The 19,213-nt window shown below is 72.8% G+C and carries 17 protein-coding genes and 1 tRNA gene; 5 read left to right on the top strand and 13 right to left on the bottom strand.

What is annotated here, in order from left to right:
• Positions 1–100: 100 nt before the first annotated feature.
• Positions 101–2,182: a S9 family peptidase gene (locus tag G7070_RS04020; RefSeq protein ID WP_166232149.1), complete on the top strand. Its 2,082-nt coding sequence runs from the start codon at positions 101–103 to the stop codon at positions 2,180–2,182.
• Complete coding sequence (locus G7070_RS04025) at positions 2,179–3,132, top strand: hypothetical protein (protein ID WP_166232151.1); 954 nt, start codon at positions 2,179–2,181, stop codon at positions 3,130–3,132. Before G7070_RS04020 ends, G7070_RS04025 begins: the two co-directional genes overlap by 4 nt.
• A 203-nt stretch (positions 3,133–3,335) precedes the next feature.
• Here the strand turns inward: G7070_RS04025 and ypfJ are convergent, their stop codons facing one another.
• Complete coding sequence (ypfJ, locus tag G7070_RS04030) at positions 3,336–4,223, bottom strand: KPN_02809 family neutral zinc metallopeptidase (RefSeq protein WP_246227301.1); 888 nt, start codon at positions 4,221–4,223, stop codon at positions 3,336–3,338.
• 113 nt (positions 4,224–4,336) lie between these two features.
• Here ypfJ and G7070_RS19520 point away from each other — a divergent pair, with 113 nt between their 5' ends.
• Positions 4,337–5,050 (top strand): NUDIX hydrolase, encoded by a 714-nt coding sequence (locus tag G7070_RS19520; protein ID WP_166232153.1) that lies wholly within the window; start codon positions 4,337–4,339, stop codon positions 5,048–5,050.
• Between the two features lie 1,015 nt (positions 5,051–6,065).
• Here the strand turns inward: G7070_RS19520 and G7070_RS04040 are convergent.
• The 5 genes from G7070_RS04040 to G7070_RS04060 form a co-directional block, all read right to left on the bottom strand.
• Positions 6,066–6,911 (bottom strand): Bax inhibitor-1/YccA family protein, encoded by an 846-nt coding sequence (locus G7070_RS04040; RefSeq protein WP_166232155.1) that lies wholly within the window; start codon positions 6,909–6,911, stop codon positions 6,066–6,068.
• Between the two features lie 77 nt (positions 6,912–6,988).
• Positions 6,989–7,062, bottom strand: a tRNA-Leu gene (locus G7070_RS04045).
• Between the two features lie 44 nt (positions 7,063–7,106).
• The gene (locus G7070_RS04050) at positions 7,107–8,024 is read right to left on the bottom strand and encodes a Ppx/GppA phosphatase family protein (RefSeq protein ID WP_166232157.1); all 918 of its coding nucleotides are present in this window, start codon (positions 8,022–8,024) and stop codon (positions 7,107–7,109) included.
• The gene (locus tag G7070_RS04055; RefSeq protein ID WP_166232159.1) at positions 8,021–8,539 is read right to left on the bottom strand and encodes a DUF501 domain-containing protein; all 519 of its coding nucleotides are present in this window, start codon (positions 8,537–8,539) and stop codon (positions 8,021–8,023) included. The genes G7070_RS04050 and G7070_RS04055 overlap by 4 nt, the downstream gene beginning before the upstream one ends.
• Before the next feature lie 124 nt (positions 8,540–8,663).
• Entirely contained in the window at positions 8,664–9,290 is a 627-nt protein-coding gene (locus G7070_RS04060; protein ID WP_166232161.1) for a TetR/AcrR family transcriptional regulator, read from the bottom strand.
• A 52-nt stretch (positions 9,291–9,342) separates the two neighbouring features.
• On the opposite strand from G7070_RS04060, the gene G7070_RS04065 reads away from it, so the two are divergent.
• The gene (locus G7070_RS04065; RefSeq protein ID WP_166232163.1) at positions 9,343–9,909 is read left to right on the top strand and encodes an anthrone oxygenase family protein; all 567 of its coding nucleotides are present in this window, start codon (positions 9,343–9,345) and stop codon (positions 9,907–9,909) included.
• A 27-nt stretch (positions 9,910–9,936) separates the two neighbouring features.
• Here G7070_RS04065 and G7070_RS04070 read toward each other — a convergent pair whose 3' ends face one another.
• The 5 genes from G7070_RS04070 to mfd form a co-directional block, all read right to left on the bottom strand.
• Positions 9,937–10,524: an FtsB family cell division protein gene (locus tag G7070_RS04070; protein ID WP_166232165.1), complete on the bottom strand. Its 588-nt coding sequence runs from the start codon at positions 10,522–10,524 to the stop codon at positions 9,937–9,939.
• A 142-nt stretch (positions 10,525–10,666) separates the two neighbouring features.
• Complete coding sequence (eno, locus tag G7070_RS04075) at positions 10,667–11,947, bottom strand: phosphopyruvate hydratase (protein WP_166232167.1); 1,281 nt, start codon at positions 11,945–11,947, stop codon at positions 10,667–10,669.
• A gap of 149 nt (positions 11,948–12,096) precedes the next feature.
• On the bottom strand, positions 12,097–12,675 hold the full coding sequence (locus G7070_RS04080; RefSeq protein ID WP_166234953.1) for a nucleoside triphosphate pyrophosphohydrolase: 579 nt from the start codon (positions 12,673–12,675) through the stop codon (positions 12,097–12,099).
• Positions 12,676–12,718: 43 nt separating this feature from the next.
• Positions 12,719–13,231 carry a hypothetical protein gene (locus G7070_RS04085; protein ID WP_166232169.1) on the bottom strand — a complete coding sequence of 171 codons (513 nt, stop codon included), beginning with the start codon at positions 13,229–13,231 and terminating at the stop codon, positions 12,719–12,721.
• 37 nt (positions 13,232–13,268) lie between these two features.
• Positions 13,269–16,745 (bottom strand): transcription-repair coupling factor, encoded by a 3,477-nt coding sequence (gene mfd / locus G7070_RS04090; protein ID WP_431977932.1) that lies wholly within the window; start codon positions 16,743–16,745, stop codon positions 13,269–13,271.
• Between the two features lie 447 nt (positions 16,746–17,192).
• Between mfd and G7070_RS04095 the strand changes: the two genes are divergently transcribed.
• Positions 17,193–18,404, top strand: coding sequence for an RtcB family protein (locus G7070_RS04095; protein WP_166232173.1), 1,212 nt, complete (start codon positions 17,193–17,195; stop codon positions 18,402–18,404).
• Positions 18,405–18,467: 63 nt separating this feature from the next.
• Here the strand turns inward: G7070_RS04095 and G7070_RS17555 are convergent, their stop codons facing one another.
• Positions 18,468–18,857, bottom strand: coding sequence for a DnaJ family domain-containing protein (locus G7070_RS17555; RefSeq protein WP_206079937.1), 390 nt, complete (start codon positions 18,855–18,857; stop codon positions 18,468–18,470).
• A 15-nt stretch (positions 18,858–18,872) separates the two neighbouring features.
• Positions 18,873–19,208, bottom strand: a complete 336-nt coding sequence (locus G7070_RS04105) for a hypothetical protein (protein WP_166232175.1) — start codon at positions 19,206–19,208, stop codon at positions 18,873–18,875.
• Between the last annotated feature and the right edge of the window lie 5 nt (positions 19,209–19,213).

The following is a 19,213-nucleotide window of genomic DNA, read 5'->3' on the forward strand; positions in this document are numbered from 1 at the left end:
CCCTCGTACGTGCGGCCGGTCTCTCCGGTGGGCCCCAGCCTAGAACGACGTCCCCCACTGCGGCGTGGGAAACGCTGCGGAGCGCAGTAAGGTGCGGCTCATGCGTCCCGATCAGCTCCCGTTGTTGTTCACCCTCGGCGTCCCGGCCGTCGCCCCGGACGGTGGTCACGCCGTCGTCGCGGCCGCGCGCCCGAGCTTCGAGGCGGACGCCTACACCGGTCAGCTGTGGCGCGTCCCGCTCGGCGACGGCGCCCCGATCCGGCTCACCCGCGGCTTCCACGACTCCTCCCCCACCTTCAGCCCCGACGGGCGGCTGCTGGCCTTCCTGCGCTCGGCCCCCGGCGAGGCGCCGCAGGTGTGGGTCGCGCCGGCGGCCGGCGGCGAGGCCGTCCGCGCCACCGACGCCAAGCTCGGGGCGAGCCAGCCGGCCTGGTCCCCGGACTCCAGCACCCTGGCCTACGTCGCCCGGGTCCCCGCCGAGGGCCGCTACGGCACGCTCGACGGGGTCACCGCCCCGCTGGAGGATCCCCGACACTTCACCGGCTACCAGATCCAGGCCAACGGGCTGGGTTGGTCGACCGACCGGGTCGCCCAGCTCTTCGTCGTCGCCGCGCCGGACCCCTTCGGCGAGCCCGCGGTGAAGCCCGTGGGACGCGCCGCCAAGGACGCCGACCCCGACGCCCCCGCGTGGGACGTGCCCACGCCGCGGCAGCTCACCGAGGGCGCCTGTGACGTCGCCCAGCCCGTGTTCACGCCCGACGGCACCGGCGTGCTGGTGGTCACCCAGCGCGGCGCGGACGCCGACGTGACGGTCCGCACGTCGGTGTACCGGGTCGACGTGGACTCGGCCGAGGAGACCCTGGTGCTGGGCGGCTCCGCGTCGTTCTCCGATCCGCTGTTCTCCGCCGACGGCACCCGGCTGTACGCCCTGGGCGCCGAGCGCGGCGAGGACGGCGTCTCCTTCGTGGCGACCAACGCCGCCCTGTACGTCGCCGACGCGACCGGCGGCGCGCCGACCCGGCTCACCGATCCGGCCGACGTCGAACTCCACGGGCCGCTCGCCCGATGCGGCGCGGACGCCGTCCTGGCCGTCCGGTCGCTGCGCGGCAGCGCGGAACTGTGGCGCGTCGACCCCGACGGCCGCGCCGCCACGCTGTGGTCGGGGACGCCGACCATCGGCGCGGCCGCCGGCGTCCCGGGCACCTCGGACGCCGTCGTGACCGTGACCACCGTCACGTCGCCCAGCGAGCTCGCGGTGGTCGCCGAGGGCGCCACGGTCACCACCCAGACGCCGACCGGCGACGAGGTGGCGGTGCGCAGCGAGTCCGCGATGCGCGTCCTGACCGAGTTCGGCGCCGCCCTGCAGGCGCAGGCGACGATCGTGGAGCCGGTCGAGCTGACCTCCACCTCGCCCGACGGCCACCCGGTGCACGGCTGGGCGGTCGTGCCGGCCGGCCCGGGCCCGCATCCGGTCATCCTCAACATCCACGGCGGGCCCTACGCCGCGTACACCGGGGACTTCTTCGACGAGTTCCAGGTGTACGCCGAGGCCGGCTACGCCGTGGTGTACTGCAACCCGCGCGGGTCGGCGTCCTACGGCGAGGCGCACGGCAAGGCGATCCAGGGCGACTTCGGGAACCTCGACATGACCGACGTGCTGGCGTTCCTCGACCATGCGCTCGCCACGGTCCCGGGCCTGGACGCCGACCGCGTCGGGATCATGGGCGGCAGCTACGGCGGCTACCTGACGGCCTGGACGATCGCGCACGAGCACCGGTTCGCCGGCGCGATCGTGGAGCGCGGGTTCCTCGATCCGGCATCCTTCCTGGGGGCCGCCGACATCGGCTGGTTCTTCATGCAGGGCTACAACGGCACCGACCGCGCCGGGCAGGACCGGCAGTCGCCGATGCTGCTGGCGCACGAGGTCCGCACGCCGACGTTCGTGGTGCACTCCGAGCTCGACCTGCGCTGCCCCCTGAGCCAGGCGCTGCGCTACTACACCGCGCTGAAGCAGGCGGGCGTCGACACGGAACTGCTGGTGTTCCCCGGCGAGAACCACGAGCTGTCCCGCTCCGGATCGCCGTGGCACCGCCGGCAGCGGTTCGAGGCGATCCTGCAGTGGTGGGCCCGGCATCTTCCCGTCCGTGCGGATGCCCCGTCGGGGGTAGTCTCACCAGCGTGAGCCTTCCGCGTCGCGCCGCCGCCGCCGCGATCGTGCTCGCCGTGAGCGCCGGGTGCACGCCGGGTTCCGACCCGACACCACCCATCACGCCCACCCCGACGCGTCCGACGGAGACGGCCTCACCCACCCCCACCCCGTCCGAGCAGATCGACCTGCTCGAGCGGGGAGCGGCGGTGCGCCTCGTGGACCGCCTGCTGGACGCCGCCGACACGACGCGGGCGATCATGGTGACCGTGACCGCCGAGACGGCGTCCGTGGCGGTCCTGCGCAACGGGGCCGCGGAGACGTGGGCGTGGCGCGACGGACGCGTCCAGCAGGTGCAGTCCGACATCAACTACGTCACGCAGCGCGAGTTCGACCCGCACGCCTTCGACTTCGACGACCTGCCGGCGCTGTTCCGCGCCGCCCAGGCGGTGTCGGGCTCCGACGCGGACCAGTCGCTGCAGATCGTCGACATCTCCGCCGGGCTGGTCTCCATGTCGGTCTCGACCAACCCGGAGACGCGTCCGGTGTTCTTCAACCCCGACGGGACGCTGCTGCCCACCCTCGACTTCAGCAGCGAGTGGGGCCTCAAGCAGGGCTACGAGGACGTCGTGGGCCCGCGGGGCACCACGACCGGGATGGGGTTCGGGTCGGCCCTCGGCGTCTACCTCGACTCGCCCCAGGACACCCAGGGCGCTTTCACGCGCCGCCAGCGCACCGCCCGGACGCCGGTGATCGTGACCAACCGCACCGACGCCAACCGGCTGGCCGCCTTCGACCCCGCGCGGGTCAAGCCCGCGGTGGTGTGGAGCGTCCTTCAGGGCATGCGGGACCAGGGCACCTTCACCCTCGACACCACCTGGAGCTGCATCGTCGACGACCGGACCAGCACCGGCACCCCGAAGCTGTACTTCCAGGTCGGCGACCGCTCCTTCGTCACCGACCTGCTCGGCAACGTCCTGAGCTGACGCCGCGCCCCACCCGGCGGCGCTGCCCACCGAGCCCGTACGCGGCGGGGCCCCGGCTCACCGAGCCCGGACGCGGCGGGAGTGCCCCACCGAGCCCGCGCGCGGCAGGGGCGCTACCAACCCTGCGTGCGGCCTGCTCAGGGAGCCCGGACGCGCCGACGGGCACCGGCGTGGATGCCGATGCCCGTCGCGTCGTCGGTGGATCAGGCCAGCGCCCCCGCGGCGAACGTGTTGCACTGGTTGGGGTCACCGGTGTTGAACCCCTTGGCGAGCCACGTGCGGCGCATCTCGGAGGAGCCGTGCGTCCACTGGCTCGGGTCGACGCGGCCGGCCGACATCCGCTGGATGTGGTCGTCGCCCACGACCTCGGCGGCCTGCACCGACCGGTCGAGGTCGTCCTGCGTGACCTCGCTGATGATGCCGTTCGGGTCGCCCGCGGCGAAGCGCAGCCAGACGCCGGCGTAGCAGTCGGCCTGCAGTTCCAGGCGGACCTGCGGCGAGTTCGCGCCGGCCTGCTGGCCGCCGGACTGCACCTTGGCCATCTGCCCGGTGAGGTTCTGGATGTGGTGGCCGTACTCGTGCGCGATGACGTAGGCCTCGGCGGCGTCGCCGCCCTGGGCGCCGAGCTGCGGCATCTGCGTCGCGAAGAAGGACTTGTCCAGGTAGACGAGGTGGTCCGCCGGGCAGTAGAACGGGCCGACGTCGGCGGTCGCCTGGCCGCAACCGGTGCTGATGACGCCGTCGAACGTCACGGTCTTGGTCATCTCGTAGCCGGGCAGCGCCTGCTGCCAGTACGACTGGATCGAGTTGGTGTAGGCGACGTAGCGGCACTCCGGGTTCGCCTGGATGTCGGCGCCGGTGCGGCAGTTGGCGTACTCCGAGCTGGTGGTCGCCCCGCCGGCGGGTGCCTGGGCACCGCCGAGCAGCGCGCCGGGGTCGAAGCCGAACAGCATGGCGAGGATGATGACGAGGATGCTGGCGCCGCCGCCGACCGCGATCGCGCCACCGCGCCCTCCCCCGCCACCACCCATCTGAGACGGATCGAGTTGAGCCCCCGAGTTGTACTGCACGGCACGCACCTTCCTGTCCACGGCGACGAGTCGGGATGAGCATATCCCCGCTCACCCACCAACGGTGTACCCAGTACGGGTCACCGTGCGTGCGGCGGCTTGGTTTGGCCGGACGCGGCGGCCAAGATGGCAGGATGCAGATCATCGGCGTGGAGGTACCGGGCGGCTCGCCCGTGCTGTCCTTCGCGCTGGGGCACGGCGACGATCCGTACCAGGTCGCCTGGGAGGGCGGGTACCGCGTCGTGCGGCCGCTCTCGGCGACCGGCACCGTGGAGGACCTCACCGTCACCCTGCAGGTCTGCGAGCACGGCCGTCCGATCGTGCCGCGCGGCCCCCAGCGGATCCGCAGCACGCTGCGGGGCGACGAGCCCGTCCACGAGCCGGTCGTCCGGCAGCGGCTGGCCGCCTACGCGCTGGTGGTGTCCGAGCGGGGCCTGCTGGCCACCGAGTTCTCCTCCCGGACGGCGGTGCCCGGCATGTGGGGACTGCCCGGCGGCGGCATCGACCCCGGCGAGAACCCCGCCGCGACCGTGCAGCGGGAGGTCTTCGAGGAGACCGGCCAGACGATCGAGATCCTGCGCTTCCTGGACATGCAGTCCGACCACTGGATCGGCCATTCCCCCTCCGGCGTCATCGAGGACTTCCACGCCGTCCGCCTGATCTACGCCGCCCGCTGCGAGGCCCCGATCGACGCCATCGTGCACGACGTCGGCGGGACGACCGCGTCCAGCCGCTGGGTGCCGGCGTCCTCCCTGCGCGAGGTCTCCTGGATCAACGGCTCGCGCGCGCTGCTGGCCAAGCACGGCCAGCAACTGCTGCGGTCGCTGCACCACACCCGCGCGTCCTGACGCCGCGCGCGCTCGCGGGCTCTGTGCCGCTCGGCTCCGGCCGCCCCTTCGGCCCAGTCGCCCCCTTTAGCGTCAGTCGCCCCCGTTGCAGCGGGGGCGTCTGATCCGAACGGGGGCTACTCGTCCGAAGCGGGGCGATTCGTCGCAAGCGGGGGCCGCTCGTCACAAACGGGGTCCGCTCGTCGCAAACGGGGGCCGCTCGCCGCAAACGGGGCGCGACTCGTCCCAAGCGGGGCTGCTCGTCGCAGACGGGGCCGCTCGTCGCAAGCGCGGGCGACTCGTCCCAAGCGCGGGCTGCTCGTCGCAGACTGGGGCCAACTCGTCACAACGGGGCGACTCCTCCCGACCGGGGGCGGCTCGCCCTCAACCGTCGCCTCCGCTGGCCCAGACGCCCCCTCTTGCGTCAGTTGCCCCCGTTGCAGCGCGGGCGTCTGACCCGAACGGGGGCTATTCCCTCCAAAAGGGGGCAACACGTCCCAAGCGCGGGCCGCTCGTCGCACACGGGGGCCGACTGTCCCAACAGGGGGCGACTCGTCGCAGACGGGGGCGGCCCGTCGTAGAAGGGGGCCCCGACCCTCCGGTGTCGCCCCCTGCCCCCCAGTCGCCCCCTCTTGCGTCAGTTGCCCCCGCTGCAACGGGGGCGTCTGACCCGAACGGGGGCTACTCGTTCCAAAAGGGGGCGACATGTCCCAAGCGAGGGCGGCTCGTCGCAAACGGGGGCCGCTCGTCCCAAACGGGGGCCGCTCGTCCCAAACCGGGGCGGCTCGTCCCAAACGGGGGCCGCTCGTCCCAAACCGAGGCGGCTCGTCCCAAACGGGGGCCGCTCGTCCCAAACGGGGGCCGCTCGTCCCAAACCGGGGCGGCTCGTCGCAAACGGGGCCGCTCGTCCCAGAAGGGGGCGACACCGTCGTGGATGGCCACGGGGTGGCGGACGCGGGCGGATGGGGAGGGGACGCGCCCGGGATGCACGAAGCCCCGCCCGGATGGTCCGGGCGGGGCTTGTGAGCGATGGGGGCTAGTTGCGGAAGTACGACATGATGCGCAGGAGTTCGGTGTACAGCCACACCATGGTGACCGTCAGGCCGAACGCGGCGCGCCACGACTCGGACGCGGGCAGCCGGTTGCGGACGCCCTGCTCGATGTAGTCGAAGTCCATGATCAGGTTCGCGATGGCCAGGCCGATCGCGAGCAGCGAGACGCCGACGAGCAGCAGGGTGGGCCCGCCGCCGATGGAGCGGACGCCCAGATCGATGCCGAAGAACGCGAAGCCGAGGTTGACCAGCACCAGGCCCAGGAACGCGAACGTGCCGAGCGTGACGATCTTGCGGAACTTGTTGGTCACCTTGATGTTGAAGAACCGGTACGCGAACAGCGTGACGCCGGCCGCGATGAAGGTCCCCAGCACCGCCTGCAGCACGAGGCCGGCGTCGAACATCGAGGCGAACAGCAGCGTGAACGCGCCGATGAAGACGCCCTCGATCACCGAGTACAGCAGCACGAACGCCGGGTTGACGACGCGCCGCAGCGACACGAGCAGCACCGACACGAAGCCGACGATGCCGCTGACCAGGAGCGTCGGGTAGAGCAGGCCGATCGGCAGGAACATGAAGGTCACCGCGGCAGCGACGATGAGCACGCCCATCGTGATCGCGCTCTTGGTGATCACGTCGTCGATGGTCATGACGCCGCCGGCGGGGGTCGGCTGGCCGTAGCCCGGCTGCTGGTAGGTCGGCTGCCCGTACGGATCCTGCCCGTAGGGCTGGCCGAACTGGTCCTGGCCGTAGCCGGCCGGCGCCTGGTAGGACGCGGGTGCGGAGTTGAACGACTCCGACCGCGTGAAGACAGGGTTGGTACTCCGCATCAGGGGTGCCTTTCCATCGTGGTTACCTGCATCCTAGTCAACGCGACCACCGGATTCGATATTCCGGCACCCTGACGTACCCCCGACGGGAGTCGAACCCGCACTGTGGCGGGTTTAAGCCGCCTGCCTCTGCCGGTTGGGCTACGGGGGCCGGCGCCCAGCAGTCTAGGGCGGGTCCGGGCGACCCGAGCCGCCTCAGCTCAGCAGGCCCGCGACCAGCCCGTCCAGGATGTCGGCCTCGCTGACGGTCAGGTCCGCCCCGACCCGCTCGCCGACCCGCTGGACGATGAGCGTCCCGGCACAGATGACGTCCGCGCGCCCCGGGACCATCGTGGGGATCTCCAGGACGCGCGCGACCGGCTCGGTGAGGAGCCGGTGCGAGAGCGCCACGAGCTCCGCGTGCGTGATCGTGGCCCCGTGGACGCGGGCGCGGTCGTAGGCGTCCAGCCGCAGGTTGATCGCGGCCAGCGAGGTCGCCGTGCCGCCGACCCCGAACCAGGTGCGGGCGGCGGCCAGGTCGACGCCGCACCCGTCCAGCAGTCCGTCGATGAACGCCGTGGCGGCCTCGACCTCCGCCGGGGTCGGCGGGTCGGAATGCAGGAAGCGCTCGCGGATCCGCACCGATCCCATGTCGAGCGACACCCCGGACACGTCGCCGTCGGAGCGGCCCAGCACCAGCTCGGTCGAGCCCCCGCCGACGTCCATGACGAGCGCCGGCAGGTCGACCGGGCCTGCGCTGCGCGCCGCGGCGAGCGCGCCGCCGAACGACAGCGCCGCCTCCTCCTCGCCGGGGATGATCTCGGGACGGACGCCGAGCCGCGCCTCGACCCCGTCGTAGAACGCCTGGCGGTTCCCGGCGTCCCGGGCCGCGGATGTCGCCGCGAACCGGACGCGCTCCACCCCGAGTTCCTTCAGCACCGCCGCGTACTCGTCGCAGGCGGCCAGGGTGCGCGCCAAGGCGTCCGGGTGGAACTCCCCCGTCGCGTCGACGCCCTGCCCGAGCCGGGTGATGAGGAGGCGTCGGTCGAGTTCGCGTGGCCCCTGCGGGGTGGCCTCGCTGACCAGCAGCCGGATCGAGTTGGTGCCGCAGTCCACGGCCGCGACGCGCGTCATCGGGCTTCCTCCTCACGGTCGCGGGCGGGCGGGACCGCGGGGCAGGTGTCCCCGATGAGGGCCAGCGCCTCGTCGCCGAGGGGGTTGACGCCGGGGCCCGCGGCCAGCGCGTGCCCGACCAGGACGTGGAGGCACTTCACGCGCGTCGGCATGCCGCCGGCGCTGATGCCGGAGATCTCGGGCACGTCGCCCAGCGCGGCGCGGTCGGTCAGGTACGCCTCATGCGCGGCCCGGTGGCGGGCGGCGAGGTCGGCGTCCTGCTCGAGCCGCTCGGTCATCGCGGCCATCACGCCTTGCGACTCCAGCGTCGACACGGCCGCGACGATCCGCGGGCAGGTGAGGTAGTAGGTCGTCGGGAAGGGCGTGCCGTCGGGCAGTCGCGGGAGGGTGGCCACGACCCCGGGCTCGCCGGAGGGGCAGCGGTAGGCGATCCCGACGATGCCGCGCGGCGGCCGTCCGAGTTGCTCTTCGAGGGTGGCGACGTCGGCGTCCGTCGCGGGTTCGATGCTGGGCACGCCGACACCCTACTGGCCGCCCGGTCTCCCACCCTCGTCCGAGTGCCTCGCGACGACGGCCGGGCCCGGAACAGCACGGGGCGCGCGCGACGCCCGGTCAGCGTCGCCGGCCCGCCGGGAGGCCTCAGCCCCGCGGGCTCGCCAGCGTCAGGAAGCGCGCCACCCCGGCGTCGGCGAGCGCGGCCAGTTCGTCGGGGCCGGGGGCGGGCTCGCCCAGCAGGACGCGCACCTGCGTGTCGGCGACGACCAGGCCGTAGAGCGCGCGGAACGCGCCGGCCGGGTCGGGGACGCTCAGCGCGCCCGCCGCGTCCTGGTCGGCGAGGTAGGCCTCGACCAGCGGGCCGACGCGGTGCCGGCCGCCGGCCAGCACGGTCGCGGCCAGGGCGCCGTCCGCCTCGGCCATGGCGGCGCGGTTCAGCGCGACCGACAGCGGCCCGGTCAGCATGGCCAGCAGCCCCCGGGCGAACCCCCTCAGGGTCTCCGGGACGCCGCTGCCGCGGGCCAGAGCGTCGGTGACGAGAGCGGCCGTGCGGTCGGCGTTGCGCTCCACCAGCGCCGCCAGGACGCCCTCGCGGCCGCCGAACCAGGCGTACAGCGTCGTCCGCGACGCCCCGGCGGCGCGGGTGATGGCGGCCACCGTGAGGCCGGCGGGCCCCTCGGCCAGCAGCAGCGCCTCGCAGTCGTCGAGGAAGCGCTCGCGCCGCAGCGACAGTTCGGCTCCGGCGGGCCGTCCGCGTGGCGTGGGGGGCATCTCGGGGATCCTACCCATGGACGTAATGATACTGCTTCGTATCATTTATTCCATGACCACGACACACACCTCCCCCGCCCCCACCACCGCCCTCACCGACACGGCGCTGCGCCGCCTCGCCCGCTTCGAGCGGGCGCTCGGCGTCACCGGCATCCTCTTCATCGGCGCGATGTTCGGCTTCTTCTACGCCTGGGTCTGCTCCACCATGTGGGGCCTGGACGCCGCCGACCCGCAGGTCGCGATCGCCGCCATGCAGGCGATGAACGCGTCCGTCCGCAACTGGGCGTTCTTCCCCGGCTTCTTCCTCACCCCGGTCATGCTGGGCGCGTGGGCCGTCGTCGCGCTCCTGGCGCGACGTCGCGGCACCGCCGCGCTGGCCGGCCTCGCCGCGCTGGTCTACCTGGGCGGCTGCCTGATCTTCACCAACACGTTCAACCTGCCGCTGAACGACGCCCTGGCGGCGGTCGTCATCCCGCAGGACGCCGCGCAGGCCGCGCAGGTCTGGGCCGACTACTCCGGGCCCTGGCAGCTCCGCAACATCGCCCGCACCGTGTTCAGCGGGCTGTCCCTGGCGCTGGCGGCCGCGGCGCTGGCCCTCCCCCGGCGCACAGCCGCCTGATCGGCCCCGCCCGCCCGTCGGACCGCGTCAGCGGCCGGCGGGCGGTGGCGCGTCCGCGTGCTTGATGGAGGAGGCGACCCGGTCCCACCACTGGGCCTCGAGTTCGCTGCGGTTGGCGTTGCCGACCCCCTCGATCTCGGTGCTGCCGGACAGCACCCTGCCGTCGGCGTCCACGACGCGGTAGCCGATGTCGCCCGGCATCACCCAGCCGAGCCGGGCCCGCGCCTGCGCCTTGACGTAGGCGGGGTCGTCCCAGCGGGCCAGTTCGCCCTTGAGTTCGGCGACGCGCGCGGTCCGCTCCTCGATCTGCGCCTGCGCGGTGGCCAGGTCGCCCGACTGGAGGTACCAGACCCGCAACGAGTTCGCGAACGAGAACGCCACCACGGCGACGACGACCAGCGTGATGATGGCGCGCGCGGTGATGTCGATGCGGGGTTTGCGCGGCGCGGGGCGCCCGGAGGCGGCGCCCTTCGTCGCGGCGCCCTTCGTCGAGGCGGCCAGGGGCGCGGCGACGGGCGACGCCCCGGACGTGGTCCGGGTGCGCTTCGTCGACCGTCCGCGGCCGGACGGCTGCCGATTCAGCCGGTTGTCTCGCACGACGAGGGCCTCTCGCATGGGGAAGTGTGCGGCACCAGCGTAGGCGCTGGACGCCGCACCTCGAAGCCCGACACACCCGGACGCCGTTGTGGAGGCCCCCAGGGACGCGGAACGGCCGGGCCCCGAAGGACCCGGCCGTCAGAACCGCAGGAGCGGAAACTCAGCCCTTGAACCGCGGGAACGCGGAGCGACCCGCGTAGGTGGCGGCGTCATCGAGGGTCTCCTCGATGCGGATGAGCTGGTTGTACTTCGCGACGCGCTCGGAACGGGCCGGGGCGCCGGTCTTGATCTGGCCGCAGTTGGTGGCGACGGCCAGGTCGGCGATGGTGACGTCCTCGGTCTCGCCGGAACGGTGCGACATCATGCACTTGTAGCCGTTGGTCTGCGCCAGGGTGACGGCGTCCAGCGTCTCGGTCAGGGTGCCGATCTGGTTCACCTTCACCAGCAGCGCGTTGGCGGTGCCGGTCTCGATGCCCTTGGCCAGGCGCTCGGGGTTGGTGACGAACAGGTCGTCGCCGACGAGCTGGACCTTGTCGCCGAGGGCCTCGGTGATCTTCTTCCAGCCGTCCCAGTCGTCCTCGTTGAGGGGATCCTCGATCGAGACCATCGGGTACTTCTCGACCAGGCCGACGTAGTACTCGATCATCTCCTCGGACGTCTTCTGGGCGCCCTCGAAGGTGTAGGTGCCGTCGGAGTAGAACTCGGAGGCGGCCACGTCGAGGGCCAGCGCGATGTCGACGCCCGGCTCGAGCCCGGCGGCCTTGATGGCCTCCAGGATCAGGTCGAGGGCGGCGGCGTTGGACTCGAGGTTCGGCGCGAAGCCGCCCTCGTCGCCGAGCCCGGTGGACAGGCCGCGGTCCTTGAGGACCTTCTTCAGCGCGTGGTAGACGGACGCGCCCTGCTCGACGGCGTCGGCGAAGGTCTCGGCGCCGATCGGGGCGATCATGAACTCCTGGATGTCGACGTTGGAGTCGGCGTGCGACCCACCGTTGAGGATGTTCATCATCGGGACGGGGAGGACGTGCGCGTTCGGGCCGCCCACGTAGCGGAACAGCGGCAGGCCGGCCGACTCGGCGGCGGCCTGCGCCACGGCCAGGGAGACGCCCAGCATGGCGTTGGCGCCCAGCTTGCCCTTGTTGTCGGTGCCGTCGAGCTCGATCATGACGGCGTCGATCTCACGCTGGTCGGTGGCGTCGAAGCCGATGATCTCCTCGGCGATGGCCTCGTTGACGTTCTCGACGGCCTTCAGCACGCCCTTGCCGCCGTAACGGGCCTTGTCGCCGTCACGCAGCTCGACAGCCTCGAAGGCGCCGGTGGACGCACCGGACGGAACCGCCGCGCGGCCCAGCGAATCATCGTCGAGGAGGACTTCGACCTCGACGGTCGGGTTTCCGCGGGAATCCAGGATCTCGCGGGCGGTAACGACATCGATAAGTGCCACGGTGGCATACCTTTCGTCGGTGAGTGATTGCACCCCAAGGGTATCGCCGCCGGGCCCCGGTTGGTGACGTCCGGCCGGATCGCGCTCCCCACGGGGCGGACGCCCCTGGTCGCCGCCGCATCGAGGCGGCCGGCGGGGCGGCTCGCCCGCTAGGAGGACGCCTCGGCCGCGGCGACCCGGCGTTCGAGCGCGCGGACGGCGTCCCGGACGGCCTGGTCGGCGTCGATGCCGGACGCCTGCGCGCGCGCCACGAGCGCCACGATCCCCTCCCCCACCTCGGCGGCCGTGACGGGGGCGTCGGGGAGGGGCAGGGGCACGTCGAGCGCCCGCGTCCGGCGGACGACCTTCATGCTGCGGGCCAGCGCGTTCAGCGGCGGGATGCCGTCCAGCGCCGACGTCCGGCCCTTCTCGGCGCGCTTGCGGACCTCCCAGCTGGCGTCCAGGTCGTCGGGGACGTCGCCGGCGGCGAAGACGTAGGGGTGCCGGGCGATCAGCTTGTCGGCGATGCCCGCGGCGACGTCGTCGATGTCGAAGCGGCCCTCGTCCGCGGCGATCTGCGCGTGGAACGCGACCTGCAGCAGCAGGTCGCCCAGTTCCTCGACCAGGTGGGCGTCGTCGGCGGTCTCGATCGCCTCGACGACCTCGGCGGTCTCCTCGATGAGGTAGGTGACCAGCGAGCGGTGGGTCTGCTCGGCGTCCCAGGGGCAGTCACGGCGCAGCCGCGCCATCACGTCGAGCAGCCGGGCGACCTGCGGATGCGACCCCACGGCGTCAGCGGTTGATCTGCAGCGCCTCGATGGACTTGGACAGGCTGGAATCGAGCATGCGGAACTGCTCGGGCGACCAGGTGCCGTAGCGCGGGTTGATCTGGATGTCGAGGCCGCGCAGGCCGGTGAGGAAGCGCTCATCCCCCAGCCGGTCGATCGCCAGCGACGTCGTCGCGACGGCGTCGGCCCACTCCTGGCCGCCGGCCGCGATGATCGCCTGGGCGCTCGCGCTGTTGGCGACCTCGGCGGCCTTGTCGGCCGGGGTGAACTCGATGCCGTTGGCGGCCACCACCTGGCGCGACGCCTCGCCCAGCGTCAGGTCGAACGCGGCCGACCGCAGCGCGTCGGTGCTCGCGGCGCCCGTGGCGGCCGTCATCACCTCGGCGGTCCGCACGACCTTCTCGTCCGGGATGCGGGTGGTGCCGACCTTGCCGCCGGAGCCCGGCCACGACGTGCAGCCGGTGAGGGCGAGCGCGGCGATCGCTGCGACGGCGAGGGGACGGATGGCCTTGTTCATCGGTGGCTCTCCTGGACGAGGACGGATCGCCCCGATCCTAGCGGCCGGAACCCAGCAGCGCGGTCAACGCCTGGGTCGCCCACTCCAGCAGCGGCCCGTCGGTGACGGGCTTGCCCGCGATGGGGGCCGTCATGGGGCGGGGCAGGAACAGCTGATGAGTGGCCTTGTTGAGGCGCGATCCCGGGTAGAGCCGGGCGCGGCGCATGTCCTGGGAGTCCGTCAGCACCACCGGCGCGAACCGGATCATGGTGCCCGCGCTCAGCACCTCGGTGATGCCGAGGCTGCGGCACAGCATCCGGAACCGGCTGACCGCGAACAGGTTCTCCACCGGCTCGGGCAGCGCGCCGTAGCGGTCGAGCAGTTCGGCGCGGACGGCGTCGGCGTCGGCCGGCTCGCGGACCGCGGCCAGCCGCTTGTACATCTCCAGCCGCAGCCGCTCGGATTCGATGTAGTCGGTCGGCAGGTGTGCGTCCACGGCGAGCTCGATCTTCATCTCGGGCTCGGGCTCGGTGTCCTCGCCGCGGTAGTCGGCGACGGCCTCGCCGACGAGCCGGATGTAGAGGTCGAAGCCGACGTCGGCGATGTGGCCGGACTGCTCGTCGCCCAGCAGGTTGCCCGCGCCGCGGATCTCCAGGTCCTTCATGGCGATCGCCATGCCGGCGCCCAGGTCGGTGTGCGCGGCCATGGTCGCCAGGCGGTCGTGCGCGGTGTCGGTGAGCGGCTTGTCCGGCGGGTACAGGAAGTAGGCGTAGCCGCGCTCCCGGCCGCGGCCCACGCGGCCGCGGAGCTGGTGCAGCTGGGAGAGGCCGAGCAGGTCGGCGCGCTCGATGATGAGGGTGTTGGCGCTGGAGATGTCCAGGCCGGCCTCGACGATGGTGGTGCAGACCAGGACGTCGGCCTTGCGCTCCCAGAAGTCGACCATCACCTGCTCCAGCGTGTGCTCGTTCATCTGGCCGTGCGCCACGGCGACGTTGGCCTCGGGCACCAGGTCGCGGATCTTCGCGGCGGCCTTCTCGATGGTGCCGACCCGGTTGTGGATGTAGAACACCTGCCCCTCGCGGGCCAGCTCGCGGCGGATCGCCGCCCGCACCTGCGCGTCGTCGCTGGGCCCGGCGAAGGTCAGCACCGGGTGGCGCTCCTCGGGCGGGGCGGCGATGACGCTCATCTCCCGGATGCCGGTGATCGCCATCTCCAGGGTGCGCGGGATCGGGGTCGCCGACATCGACAGGACGTCGACGTTGAGGCGCATCTTCTTCAGCGCCTCCTTGTGCTCGACGCCGAAGCGCTGCTCCTCGTCCACGATCACGAGGCCCAGATCCTTGAACTGGACCTCGTTCGAGAACAGCCGGTGCGTCCCGACCACCAGGTCGATCGAGCCGTCGGCCAGCCCGTCCATCACCTTCCGGGACTCGGCCGGGGTCTGGAACCGGCTCAGGGACGCCACCGTGACCGGGAAGCCGGCGTAGCGGTCGGCGAACGTCGCGAAGTGCTGCTGCACCAGCAGCGTCGTCGGGACGAGGATGGCGACCTGCTTGCCGTCCATGACGGCCTTGAACGCGGCGCGGACCGCGATCTCGGTCTTGCCGTAGCCCACGTCGCCGCAGATGAGCCGGTCCATGGGGACGATCTGCTCCATGTCGCGCTTGACCTCGATGACGGCGGCGAGCTGGTCGGGCGTCTCGACGTAGGAGAAGTTGTCCTCCAGCTCGCGCTGCCAGGGGCTGTCGACGCCGAACGCGTAGCCCTGGGTGGCCTGCCGGGCGGCGTACAGCTTGATGAGTTCGGCGGCGATCTCGCGGACGGCCTTGCGGGCGCGGGTCTTGCGCTTGTTCCAGTCGGCGCCGCCCATCCGGTCCAGCGACGGCGACTCCCCGCCGACGTAGCGGGTGATCTGGTCCAGCGCGTCCATCGGCACGAACAGCCGGTCGCCGGGGTGGCCCCGCTTGGACGGCGCGTACTCCAGCACCAGGTACTCGCGGGTGGCGCCCGCGACGGTGCGGGTGACCATCTCGACGTACTTGCCGACGCCGTGGGCGTCGTGGACGACGAAGTCGCCGGGCTTCAGCTCGAGCGGGTCGATCGCGTTCTTGCGGCGGGTCGGCATCCGGCGGGGCGCCTTGTCGACGCCCTGGACGCCGGACAGGTCGCCGGAGGTGAACACCTGCAGGTTGACCTTGTCGAGGCGGAAGCCGTGCGGCAGGTCGGCGATCACGATGTCGACGCGGCCGGCCAGGTCGTGCTCGCCGAGCACCTCGTGCAGCCGGCTGGCGCGGCCGGGAGAGTCGGCGACCAGGGTGACGCTCATGCCCTGGGCGAGCGCGGCCGCGATGGCCGCCAGCGCCGCCTCGATGTCGCCGCGGAAGGGCTCGTTCTCCTCGGCGAGGATCTGCAGCGACTCCGGGTCCTCCGCGTAGGCGGACAGCGTCCACCAGCCCAGCCCGCGGCCCAGGGCCTCGGTGCGCACCTCGCCCAGGGTGCGGTAGGCCGACCCGGCCAGGTCGATGGGCGCCTTGCCTCCCTCGGCCGCGGCCGCCCAGGACGCCATCAGGAACTCCTGGCTGGTGGCGTGCAGTTCCAGGGCGCGGGCGCGGACCTTCTCGGGGTCGCTCACCAGCACCGTCGTGTCGGCGGGGAGCACGTCGACGAGGAGTTCGAGCCGGTCGACCAGCACCGAGGCCAGCGCCTCCATGCCGTCGACGGCGTGGCCGTCGGCGATGCGGGTGAACATCTCGGTGAGCTGCTCGCCCAGGTCGCCGCGCAACGCCAGGGTGGCGGCGCGCTCGCGGACCTCGTCGCTGAGCAGCAGTTCGCGGCACGGGTCGGCGACGATGCCCGGCACCGTGTCCTCCATCGAGCGCTGGTCGGCCACCGAGAACGGGTGGATCTCCTCCACCTCGTCGCCGAAGAAGTCGACGCGGAACGGGTGCTCGCTGGTGGGTGGGAACACGTCGATGATGCCGCCGCGGATCGCGAACTCGCCGCGGCGCTCGACCAGGTCGACGCGCACGTAGGCGGCTCCCACGAGGGCGGCCGCCAGGTCGTCGATGTCGTAGTCGCGGCCCACCTCGACCGCGACGGGGCGCAGGTCGCCCAGGCCGGCGACCTGCGGCTGCAGCACGGCCCGGACGGGCGCGACGATCACCCGGGGCGCGGGCTGCGGGGCGTTCCCGGCGATCCGACGCAGGACGCCGAGGCGGCGCCCGACGGTGTCCGAGCGCGGCGAGAGCCGCTCGTGCGGCAGGGTCTCCCAGGCCGGGTAGTAGGCGACGGCGTCCTCGCCGAGCAGGGACGCCAGCGCGTCGCGCGCGTTCTCGGCCTCCCGGTAGGTCGAGGTGACCACCAGCAGGGGCCGCCCGGCGTCGGCGCTCAGCGCGGCGGCGAGCAGCGGGCGCAACGCGGCCGGGCAGGTGACGTCCAACGTCGGGTCGGTCCCCGTGCGCGCGTGCTGGATGAGCTGCGCGATGACGGGTTCGGACGCGACGAGCTCGAGCAGGCCCGCGATTTCCACGTCGATCAGTGTAGGACGCCGCCCGGACACTCCCGACCGACCTCGCCCCCGACCGCCTCGCGCCCGACCGCCCTCGCGCTCCCCCACGAGACGACCCCACGAGGTTCGGGCGGCGAGGACTCCCCGGCGGGGTTGACGGCCGCGGCGGCGTCCGACATCCTGGAGGGCTGCCCGGGCGGGCGGCCGGCGTACACGCCGCAACCGAACGAAGGGTCGAGACAGTGAGGCAGGAACAGCTCCGTCGCTATGAGGCGATGTCGCAGCGCTGCCCGGTCGCGCCCTTCGATCTCCAGGTCCGGCCGGCGACACGCTGAGCCGGGCGCACGCCCGCCTCGGCCGTCCCTCGGCCGCACCGTCTCCTCGCAACACCCGTGTGCTCTGCGACGACGACACGCCCCGACGAACGCCGAGCGCCGTGCGCTCCCCCACGAAGAAACAACGAGAGGAAGAATCATGTCCACGTTCCCGGTGCCCCTGACGGGCACCGACAACACCTTGATGTGGGCCACCGAGGCCGACATCGAGGACGCCGCGCGCCGGCAGCTGCGCAACGTCGCCGCCCTGCCGTGGACGCACGGCCTGCGGGTGATGCCCGACGTGCACTACGGCTACGGCGCCACGGTCGGCTCCGTGATCGCGATGCGCCAGGCCGTCGCCCCGGCGGCCGTCGGGGTCGACATCGGCTGCGGGATGACCGCGGTACGGACCAACCTGCGCCCCGACCAGCTGCCCGAGGACCTGCACCTGCTGCGGTCAGGCATCGAGCGGGGCGTCCCGGTCGGCTTCGCCGCGCACAAGGGCGAGGCCCGCACGCTGAGCAGGCACCCCGATCTGGCCGCCCGGTACCGCACGCTGATGGCCGAGTTCGACGACCTGCGCGCGCGGCACCTGACGCGGGCGGCGTCCTCGGGCAAGGCGACCGCGAAGGCGATCAGCCAGGTCGGGACGCTGGGTGGCGGAAACCACTTCATCGAGCTGTGCGCCGGCGACGACGACCGGGTGTGGATCACACTGCACTCCGGCTCGCGCGGCACGGGCAACCAGCTCGCGCAGGTCCACATGGAGGCCGCGCAGGCCCTGTCGCACAACCAGGGGCTGGTCGACCGCGACCTGGCGGTCTTCCTCGCGGGCACCCCGCAGATGGACGACTACCTGCACGACCTGTGGTGGGCGCAGGCCTACGCGCTGCTGAACCGCGACGTGATCCTGCAGGCGGTGTGCGACGAGCTGAGCCACCGCATCGAGGGCATCGCGTTCGAGGCGCCGATCAAGTGCCACCACAACTACGTGGCGGTGGAGACCTACGACGACACCGAGCTGATCGTGACCCGCAAGGGCGCGATCCGCGCCGGGGCGGGTGACCTGGGCGTGATCCCGGGTTCGATGGGGACCGGCTCCTACATCGTGCGCGGGCTGGGCAACCCGGCGTCGTACCAGTCGGCGTCCCACGGCGCAGGGCGGCGGATGTCGCGGAACGCGGCGAAGCGGCGCTACAGCACCGAGGATCTGGCCAGCCAGACCGCGGGCATCGAGTGCCGCAAGGACGCGGGCGTGATCGACGAGATCCCGGCCGCGTACAAGGACATCAACGAGGTCATCGACGCGCAGCGCGACCTGGTCGATGTCGTGGCCCGGCTGCAGACCCTGCTCTGCGTGAAGGGCTGAGGACGGCGTCCGCTCGGAACTCTCCGGGCGGGCGTCGTTCCGCGTCCCGGCCCCGACGCCGCCTCAACGGGGACGCCGCCGCGCGGCCCGCGCCTCGTCGGCGCCGATGGTCGCCACCGGCAGCGGCGGCAGGCCGGGCGTGGCCGGACGCAGCCGCTGCGCCTTCACCAGCGCGTTGAACGCGGCCACGGCGGCGTCCGCGGCCGCGTCGCTGGGGTGGCCGGGCAGCTCGGCCAGCAGTTGGGCCCGCTGCCGGCGCAGCTGGATCTCGGCGGGCGCCAGCGCGGAGGTGTCGCCGGCCTCGCGCAGCTTGCGCTTGACCCACCAGTCGGGGTCGCCGGCGTCCGACAGGTCGAGCGGACGCCCCGCGCCCGGCAGGTCGTCGAACTCGCCGCGCTCCATCGCCTCCCGGATCAGACGGTCCTGCAGGCTCTCGAACGGCTGCTGCGTCATGGCCCCAGTATGGCCTCAGGCGGTGAGCAGGAGCGCGATCAGCGACGCGGCGACGACGACGTAGCCGAGCAGGCACCACCGCAGGACGCGGGGTCGTCGGGCGGCGGGGAACACCCACGGGATCGAAACGCTCGCGACGAGGCCGGTCACCAGCGCACCGAAGGTCCCGAAGATCAGGGTGTAGCCGTGCGGATCCGTGGCGGGTCCGCCGAACCTGCTCCTCAGCACCGCGACGAGGAGCAGGGCGAACGGAAGGCCTGCGACCAGCGAGACGACGGCACCGATGATCCGCGGGACCGGGCTTCCGGACGGCGTCGCCTGCCCGGCCGACTCAGGGGGTGGAGGAGCCATCGCCG

The organism is Propioniciclava coleopterorum (assembly GCF_011393335.1).
Classification (GTDB): domain Bacteria; phylum Actinomycetota; class Actinomycetes; order Propionibacteriales; family Propionibacteriaceae; genus Propioniciclava; species Propioniciclava coleopterorum.

Bases quoted from the DNA above. Each gene is read 5' to 3' on its own strand.
- G7070_RS04020 (WP_166232149.1), top strand. From the start codon at position 101: ATGCGTCCCGATCAGCTCCCGTTGTTGTTCACCCTCGGCGTCCCGGCC.
- G7070_RS19520 (WP_166232153.1), top strand. From the start codon at position 4,337: ATGCAGATCATCGGCGTGGAGGTACCGGGCGGCTCGCCCGTGCTGTCC.
- G7070_RS04040 (WP_166232155.1), bottom strand. From the start codon at position 6,911: ATGCGGAGTACCAACCCTGTCTTCACGCGGTCGGAGTCGTTCAACTCC.
- G7070_RS04050 (WP_166232157.1), bottom strand. From the start codon at position 8,024: ATGACGCGCGTCGCGGCCGTGGACTGCGGCACCAACTCGATCCGGCTG.
- G7070_RS04060 (WP_166232161.1), bottom strand. From the start codon at position 9,290: ATGCCCCCCACGCCACGCGGACGGCCCGCCGGAGCCGAACTGTCGCTG.
- G7070_RS04065 (WP_166232163.1), top strand. From the start codon at position 9,343: ATGACCACGACACACACCTCCCCCGCCCCCACCACCGCCCTCACCGAC.
- G7070_RS04070 (WP_166232165.1), bottom strand. From the start codon at position 10,524: ATGCGAGAGGCCCTCGTCGTGCGAGACAACCGGCTGAATCGGCAGCCG.
- G7070_RS04080 (WP_166234953.1), bottom strand. From the start codon at position 12,675: ATGGCGCGGCTGCGCCGTGACTGCCCCTGGGACGCCGAGCAGACCCAC.
- G7070_RS04085 (WP_166232169.1), bottom strand. From the start codon at position 13,231: ATGAACAAGGCCATCCGTCCCCTCGCCGTCGCAGCGATCGCCGCGCTC.
- G7070_RS04095 (WP_166232173.1), top strand. From the start codon at position 17,193: ATGTCCACGTTCCCGGTGCCCCTGACGGGCACCGACAACACCTTGATG.
- G7070_RS17555 (WP_206079937.1), bottom strand. From the start codon at position 18,857: ATGACGCAGCAGCCGTTCGAGAGCCTGCAGGACCGTCTGATCCGGGAG.
- G7070_RS04105 (WP_166232175.1), bottom strand. From the start codon at position 19,208: ATGGCTCCTCCACCCCCTGAGTCGGCCGGGCAGGCGACGCCGTCCGGA.